This is a genomic window from Acinetobacter kookii (genome assembly GCF_900096895.1).
Taxonomy (GTDB): Bacteria; Pseudomonadota; Gammaproteobacteria; order Pseudomonadales; family Moraxellaceae; genus Acinetobacter; species Acinetobacter kookii.
The window spans coordinates 219,262-226,451 of sequence record NZ_FMYO01000004.1 but is presented as its reverse complement, the minus strand read 5'-3'; the positions used below and the strand labels follow the sequence as shown (position 1 = coordinate 226,451).

Annotated in this window: 7 protein-coding genes, 1 rRNA gene and 1 pseudogene; 3 read left to right on the top strand and 6 right to left on the bottom strand. The window is 40.0% G+C overall.

Going from position 1 to position 7,190, the window contains the following annotated elements:
• The 3 genes and pseudogenes from rrf to BLP85_RS15175 form a co-directional block, all read left to right on the top strand.
• Nucleotides 1-87: ribosomal RNA gene (gene rrf / locus BLP85_RS08630) — 5S ribosomal RNA — on the top strand; the annotation flags it as partial.
• A 233-nt stretch (nucleotides 88-320) separates the two neighbouring features.
• Nucleotides 321-434: pseudogene (locus BLP85_RS15180) on the top strand (DUF4256 domain-containing protein); the annotation flags it as partial.
• A 20-nt stretch (nucleotides 435-454) separates the two neighbouring features.
• Nucleotides 455-571: a DUF4256 domain-containing protein gene (locus BLP85_RS15175; RefSeq protein WP_143002182.1), complete on the top strand. Its 117-nt coding sequence runs from the start codon at nucleotides 455-457 to the stop codon at nucleotides 569-571.
• Between the two features lie 53 nt (nucleotides 572-624).
• Here the strand turns inward: BLP85_RS15175 and BLP85_RS08625 are convergent, their stop codons facing one another.
• The 6 genes from BLP85_RS08625 to BLP85_RS08600 all read right to left on the bottom strand — a co-directional run bounded on the left by BLP85_RS08625 (nucleotide 625) and on the right by BLP85_RS08600 (nucleotide 7,023).
• A complete protein-coding gene (locus BLP85_RS08625) occupies nucleotides 625-1,200 on the bottom strand; it encodes a lytic transglycosylase domain-containing protein (protein WP_092819704.1) in 576 nt (191 codons plus the stop codon).
• A gap of 215 nt (nucleotides 1,201-1,415) precedes the next feature.
• Nucleotides 1,416-1,958: a type 1 glutamine amidotransferase domain-containing protein gene (locus BLP85_RS08620; protein ID WP_092819703.1), complete on the bottom strand. Its 543-nt coding sequence runs from the start codon at nucleotides 1,956-1,958 to the stop codon at nucleotides 1,416-1,418.
• Between the two features lie 362 nt (nucleotides 1,959-2,320).
• Nucleotides 2,321-2,806 carry a GNAT family N-acetyltransferase gene (locus BLP85_RS08615; RefSeq protein ID WP_092819702.1) on the bottom strand — a complete coding sequence of 162 codons (486 nt, stop codon included), beginning with the start codon at nucleotides 2,804-2,806 and terminating at the stop codon, nucleotides 2,321-2,323.
• A gap of 95 nt (nucleotides 2,807-2,901) precedes the next feature.
• Nucleotides 2,902-4,101, bottom strand: a complete 1,200-nt coding sequence (locus BLP85_RS08610) for an acyl-CoA dehydrogenase family protein (protein WP_092819701.1) — start codon at nucleotides 4,099-4,101, stop codon at nucleotides 2,902-2,904.
• A gap of 24 nt (nucleotides 4,102-4,125) precedes the next feature.
• Nucleotides 4,126-5,412, bottom strand: a complete 1,287-nt coding sequence (locus BLP85_RS08605; protein WP_171259686.1) for an acyl-CoA dehydrogenase family protein — start codon at nucleotides 5,410-5,412, stop codon at nucleotides 4,126-4,128.
• 237 nt (nucleotides 5,413-5,649) lie between these two features.
• The gene (locus BLP85_RS08600; protein ID WP_092819699.1) at nucleotides 5,650-7,023 is read right to left on the bottom strand and encodes an ABC1 kinase family protein; all 1,374 of its coding nucleotides are present in this window, start codon (nucleotides 7,021-7,023) and stop codon (nucleotides 5,650-5,652) included.
• Between the last annotated feature and the right edge of the window lie 167 nt (nucleotides 7,024-7,190).

Sequence of the window (7,190 nt, the reverse complement as noted above, 5' to 3'; positions counted from 1 at the left end):
CTGATCCCTTCCCGAACTCAGAAGTGAAACCTCTTAGCGCTGATGGTAGTGTGGGATTACCCATGTGAGAGTAAGTCATCGCCAGCTCATTATTCGAAAGCCCCCTCTAATGAGGGGGCTTTTTTTATGCGGGGAGTTTTAAAAAAATTTAGATGAAGAAGAATCAGTAAATTTTTTGGTATTTAAAAAGGATTTGAACAGAATGTGCATTGGCATAAATCCATCCATTATATCTTTATTGATTTGTCGTGTAGAGAGTCCATTTGGTCGAAGAAGTTGCTCTTATGCTTGAGAGGCATTAGCTTCTAAAAGCCAATAAACCTGACTGCTCTGTACCAGATATGCTTTCATATATGGGTGTCGAATTGCTAATAGAGCGTAATTATTATGAGCTTCAGACAATAGGTTCAATTGATATGAAAATTTTAACCTAGTTATTTAATCTGGAAAATATTTGAAAAAAAGTGGAGCTTTATTTGGTGATAAGCATTATAGTGAAGTTTTTATTTATCATAATGGCGCTGAATCATATTATATTGATCGTTATTTTCAGACTTTATCAAAAGTCTGAAAATAACTTAACCTAAAAACTTCTCTCATTAAATGGAAAATTTTAGGCTAAATTTATAAGGCATCTTTTAGTGTTTCTTGATGTTGTTTAACTTGTTCTGCATATTTTTCCCCTTGTTTTTTCATCTTACTATTGGAGTTATAACCCGTAGGACCTACATTATAATAAGCTAAAGCCTTTGGCCAACTCCCGGCTTTACTGTTGTAGGAGGCTAAAATATAAGTACCGCAATTGATATTATTATATTCTTCAATCAGATCACCTGGGCAAGTTTGTTGCCAATAACGTGGAATGACTTGAGTTAATCCGACCGCTCCAGCAGGTGAAATCACATAGTTTCTATAGCTTGATTCTTGGCGAATCACGGCAGCCAATAATATTGGATCCACATTATATTTATCAGCACTCTGAATAATCATCGGGGAAACACGGTTGGCAGTGTCTGGTGCTACTGAATAGGCTTTTTGAATGCCTGTTGATAATTTTGCAGACCGTTTAACAACTGAGTGGCTAGAAGAACATCCAGCAAAAGCTAACGTAGTAATAATGATAGCTACAGATTTAAATGTATATAAATGATAGTTTGAATTTTTTGACGATAAATGTGAGAAATATTGTGTAAACAACAAAGTTCAAAACCCAAAGTAAAAGTTTATTGCAGCTATGCTAATGGGCTAAATAGGATGAGTCAAGCACCCACATTTTGATGGATTCGATCAATGGATAAATATGGTCAGGCTCTTAAATTATAATTAAAACTAATTCAATTATTTAAACTAGAAATACATTGTTCCATTAGTTGAATGGGACTTTTCAGCTAAAGATATTTATTAAAAAATGTTTTTTAATGATCCAGTTCCTGCAAAATTGCCTGATTAAATGCAGGAATATCATCTGGAGATCGTGATGTGATCAACGGCCAATTATTGGTATTGCATCGATGTACTTCTTCATCTACCCACTTGGCACCCGCATTTTCCAAATCTAAGCGGATACTTTTATAAGAGGTTAAATTTTTATCTTTAATCCGCTGTGCATTAATTAAGGTCCAAGGGCCATGGCAAATAGCTGCAACCGGTTTGGCATTGTCGGTAAAGTGCTGAATAATTTTATGGGCATTTTCATTCAAACGGAGAGTATCAGCATTTACTGTCCCTCCTGGGATGACTAAAATATCATAATCTTCTGGAGAGACTTTAGCCAAAGTTGTTTGCGGAGTGTAAGCCATGGCATGTTCTTTATCACTCTTAACAGTTTGGACGTCTTTTTGTTCTTCTGCAGCATGAATGACTTCAATTCCTTTAGATTGTAGAAATTCAAGAGGTTTGATCAGTTCATCTTGTTCAACACCGATATTGGAAGTTATGAATAAGGCTTTTTTAGTCATGTTAATGATCCTGAATCATTTAGATAAACTTTGACATTAACAAAGCGACTCAATCAAGCTGTACAATTTTTGGCTTATTCTTGTTAAGGTTTGAAAATGTCAAAAAATAAGCCCCATAGCTGGATGAGGCTTATTTATCTTATGAGGGTGATTAACTTCTGTTTTAGCATCCTGCTTAGATCGTTTATTCTTTTTATTAGGGAAACTTCCTGCTTTCTGAGGCTTTTAGCATAAATTTATGACTCGATATACTGTAGAAGTTAATGAATACTTTCAGTGTAGGTAAAAGTAGACAACAAGGCGTCAATTCAATCGCAAGAACCCCTAATGGTTAAATGGATAAAACAATAAAATAAGACCGATTATAATTGCTTTTCCATCCAGATTTCGCAGGCATGGCTATGACCCGTGTTGCCTCTAGGTTGCTCTAAATATTGAAAACCTAATTTTTCATAGAGTTTTACTGCTTGCCATAGTTCCTTGGTTGTTTCCAGGTAACATGATTGAAAACCTTGCAGTTGTGCAAACTGAAAGGCTTTTTCTAAAAGTTGTTTGGCAAAGCCCAAGCCTCGGACTTCAGGCAAAAAATACATTTTCTGAATTTCTAAAATTGTAGGGTCGCCCTTTAAAAGTGATAAGCCACCGCCACCCAGAATTTTGCCCTGTTGATTTTCAATTACCCAGTATTGTGCATTTGCTTGCTGATAAACTGTATATAAATCATCTAAAACGGGATCGGCAACTGCAAAACCAGATTCGGGAGCGAGTCCAAATTCTTTAGAAACTTCGCGAATAACCTGTGCAATTTCAGCATTATCTTGGGGTTGAATAGGTCGAATTTGGTACATAAAGTTAAAGTGAAGGAATTCAAAAGAAGAGATGGATTCTTATAACAAAAAATCCATCTCTTGCAAGGTGTTTATCCATTAAACCTGTTAAAAACTTATTTTAATTCACTTGAACTCTTAGCTAATTCACGTCGTGCGATAATCAGTTGTTGAATTTGTTGAGTACCTTCAAAAATATCAAGAATTTTTGAGTCACGTGCCCATTTTTCTAACAATTCCTCTTCGTTATATCCCACGCTTGCTGCAAGCTCTACGCATTTTAAGGTGATTTCATTACAGATTCGACCTGCCTTGGCTTTAGAAATGGAGGCTTCTCTTGAGTTTGGCTTTTTGTTGTCAGCCATCCAGGCCGCCTTCATGGTGAGTAAACGTGCCGCTTCCCATTCAGCTTCCATTCGGTAAATCTGTGCGGCAATATGCGAGGTCTGTAAATAGGGTGTCCGGTAATTTTCATCTAATTGATCTTTGAAAATTTCCTTAATTCTTTCCAGGGATGCTTTGGCACATCCGACAGCCATAGCTGCGACCAGTGGGCGAGTATTGTCAAAAGTTTCCATGACGCCAGCAAAACCTTTGGCGACATCAATTTCAGCATGTCCCAACAGATTTTCTGCAGGCACGCGGCAGTCAATAAAGCGGATGACAGCGGTATCAGATGCTTTGATGCCCAGTTTATGCTCCAGGCGTTCTACTTTCATGCCGGGTGTTCCTTTAGGAACGACAAAGGATTTAATGGCAGCCCGGCCGAGTTTCTTGTCTAATGTTGCCCAGACCACTATAGCATCGGCACGCTCACCCGAGGTGACGAAAATTTTTTCACCATTGAGGATGTAGTCATTGCCATCTTTGGTTGCTGTGGTTCGAATGGCTGCCGAGTCTGAACCGCAACCGGGTTCAGTAATGGCCATGGCCGCCCATGTGCCTTTAAAGCGTTCTAGCTGTTCATCATTTGCGACAGCGGCAATGGCAGAGTTTCCCAAGCCCTGACGCGGCATACTGAGTAATAGGCCAGTATCTCCATAGCACATCTCGATCACGCCAAGTACAGTGGACATATTGACGCCATTTTTGTTGCCTGAATCTGTATTGCCACGCTTGCCCACTGCAGCACCGGCATTGATGCCTTCGCCCCCATCATTCATGCCATCAATGAGTGAGGCGAACATGTCGAGTTCCTTTGGATAGCTTTGTTCGGCTTTGTCATATTTTCGTGAAATGGGGCGTAGTACATTTAAAGCTGATTCATGCGCTTGATCAATCAGCATCTTAAACTTTTTAGGATTTTGTAAATTCATCTGCATAATTCCTGATCTGATAGATTAAGCATGTAAGCCTGAATGCAAAATTGCTGTAGCGCGTAAATCGCGATACCAGCGCTCAACGGGATGTTCTTTGGTAAAGCCATGGCCACCCAGAATTTGCACTCCATCAGTACCAATTTTCATGGATTTTTCAGCACACAGTAGACGTGCGAGATAAGCCTCACGATGAAAGGGTTTTCCTGCTTCAGCCAGACTGGCCGCATTTAAAATCAACATGCGCATGGCATCAATTTCAATGGCCATATCCGCAATCATAAAGGCAATACTTTGGCGATGTGAAATAGGCTCACCAAATGCAGTACGTTCATTGGCATATTGAATGCAGTAAGCTTTGACGGCTTCACATGTGCCAACCGCCATGGCACACCACATTAAGTTCCCCAGATCTAAAAATGCAAGATAATCAAAGTCATCATCACCTAACAGTTCAGCAGGCGTATTATGGAATTTTAAGCTAACGGTTTCGGTTGCCTTTAGACCCATAGCCGGACTTTTTTGAGCCGTAATACTGCTATCACGTTTAACAATAAACACTTCTGGCGAGCCATTGAGTTCAGCATTGACCAGAAACAGATCAGCCGTTTCACCCAGAATCACCAAGGTTTTTTCGCCATTAATATAGTATTGTCCATTAGCGGAACTGGCTTTGGTTTTTAGTTCCAGTGGGTTAAAGGCAGGCGTGGCTTCTTGGATGGCAAAGGTAGCATGTATCTCGGAATCATCTGCAAAGCTGGATAAATAGGTCGCTTGAACTGGTTCAGAACCCCATTGGGTAATGGCATTAATCACACTGAAGGTGGACAGGAGGCCTGTGCATAAGCTGAAATCACCCTTGGCTAAATGTTCGGCAATTAAAATATTGCTTAAAATATTCTTTTCAGCAGCTACACCGCCCAATGCTTCAGGAAGTGCGTAATAGTTTAGGCCTAGGTCAGCAGCATGTTGCCAAAGTATGGCTGGAAATTGCTCGTTATTGTTTGCCTCAGCTGCCAGTGGGTAAAGCACTTCGGATGCAAACTGCTCCATGGCATCACAGCTCATTTGCTGTTCTTCAGACAGGCTCAAATCAAAGAGTGATTTTTGCTGATTGGGTAAACGTTGCTTGCTGACCCCGGAACTGGCTTTAAAGACTTTTTGGGTTTTGCTTAAAGTTTTAAAACCCATTTTTGAGCTTTGATAGAGATATTTTTCCAGAAATTTGCGCAGTTTGAATTGATCAAGTACCTCGCTACCTGCAATTCTGGTAATGAGGGATAGCCCAAGTCCTTGAGCCTTGTTTACCATATTGGTCATTTTTAGTCATCCATTGGTTTTTGATTCTTTATATTTTTTATGCTGACATGTGAATATGGAAATGACTATGTCATCGCTGACAATTAAAATTGACTTGGATGAACGGTTAAAATGAAGTTTAAATTTGATTAAATAATTGAATATTATTTATTTTATTATAAGTAAAAAATGGGGTGAACAATAAAAATTGACTAGAATGACAAGACATCATTCTAGTCTGTGCACAGCTTATAGAAAATTCGCCACCATTTTCCGTACATTGGTTTTTGCATCAATGACGGTCATGAAGGTATATGCACCAATGAATTTACGGCTAATAAACATAAACTCTTTAGGGGGTACACTGAAATAACGTGATGCCATCGATTTTGAAGCACGTTGCATGACACGGCTATGAAGTTGACTTTTTTTCCAGTCATAGCGCTGATTTGCATCCATCACACCTTCCGGCAAGTCTGGATTATTCATTATGCTACTAAAGGCTTCGGTGGCCAATAAAAACACTTTAGCCATATCTGGCTTGATGCTTTGCGGAATGGAATCAAAAAATTCATAGCCAGTCATGGCATGAACCATTTCATCGATATTATGATCATAACCGGCTTTAATCAGGTTGCGGGCGACTTTCAGCAAATGTTCATCAAACTGGCGAATTGCCCCGAAATCCAGCAATACAATCTTGTCTTGAGCTTCTGCACCATCTCCCAAGCGGACCAGATAATTGCCAAAATTTGGATCGGTCTGCATTTCTCCCCATTCAAAGATCTCACGAACGGCAATCTCGAGAGAGGCTTCGCCTAACTGGTTGCGACGTTCTTGAGGAAGAGAGAGCATCACAGGGCTGTTGATCGGCACGCCACGCTCAAAAGTCATACACAGCACTTGATCGGTACAATACTCATCCACAATTTGCGGGACGATATAACGAGGATCATCTTTTAAACGGTCGGCAAAACGGCGAGTGGTCGCGGCTTCAATTTCATAATTGACTTCACGATGCATCATTTCACGAACTTCATCAAACCACTGATCAAATTCACGGGTTTGCGGCACCATACGGGTCAGTTTGAGCATGTTTTTAAACAGGCTCATGTCTGAATCAATGGCATCTGCCACGCCGGGATACTGGATTTTTAATACGATTTCCAAACCATCCGAATTGCGTGTGGCGCGGTGTACCTGGGCTAAAGAGGCGGTGCCCAAAGGTTCACGGTCTACGGTCAAATCATGCAGCTTGGCGCCGAGCTGCTGTTCCAGTTGTTGCTTGATGGCCGGCCAGGCAAGTGCAACGGTCTGATTGTTTAAGGTATTTAAAGCCTGAGTGATTTCTTCAGGTAAAAAATGTTCGCCATACAGGGCCATCATTTGCCCGATTTTTACAATCGAACCTTTTAATTTACCAATTTCAGAAACAAGATAATCGGCTTGTTCTTTCATGGCTTTTTTACGTTTCTTTTCTTTTTCTGCTTCGCTTGAAAATAGGGTGGTTGCACTCGATGCAGCCCAGCGCGTTCCTGCGAGTAAGGAGGCTTTAGCGATAGATAAGCGTCGATCCATGGAAGAAGTTTTGAGTTGTTTAAGCTTATCGTTCTGATCTGACATTAAACAAAATCCTTAATCAGCAAGTCGCAGAATATTTAATTGTAGCGGATATTACCGTTTATTCACGTATTAAAAAAGTTCAATGTGCTGAATGGAGAGTAAATATGTTTAATATTTCATTTATTTTCCATGAAAAGTGTCACGGTACTTAGACAAAATAGAATTCA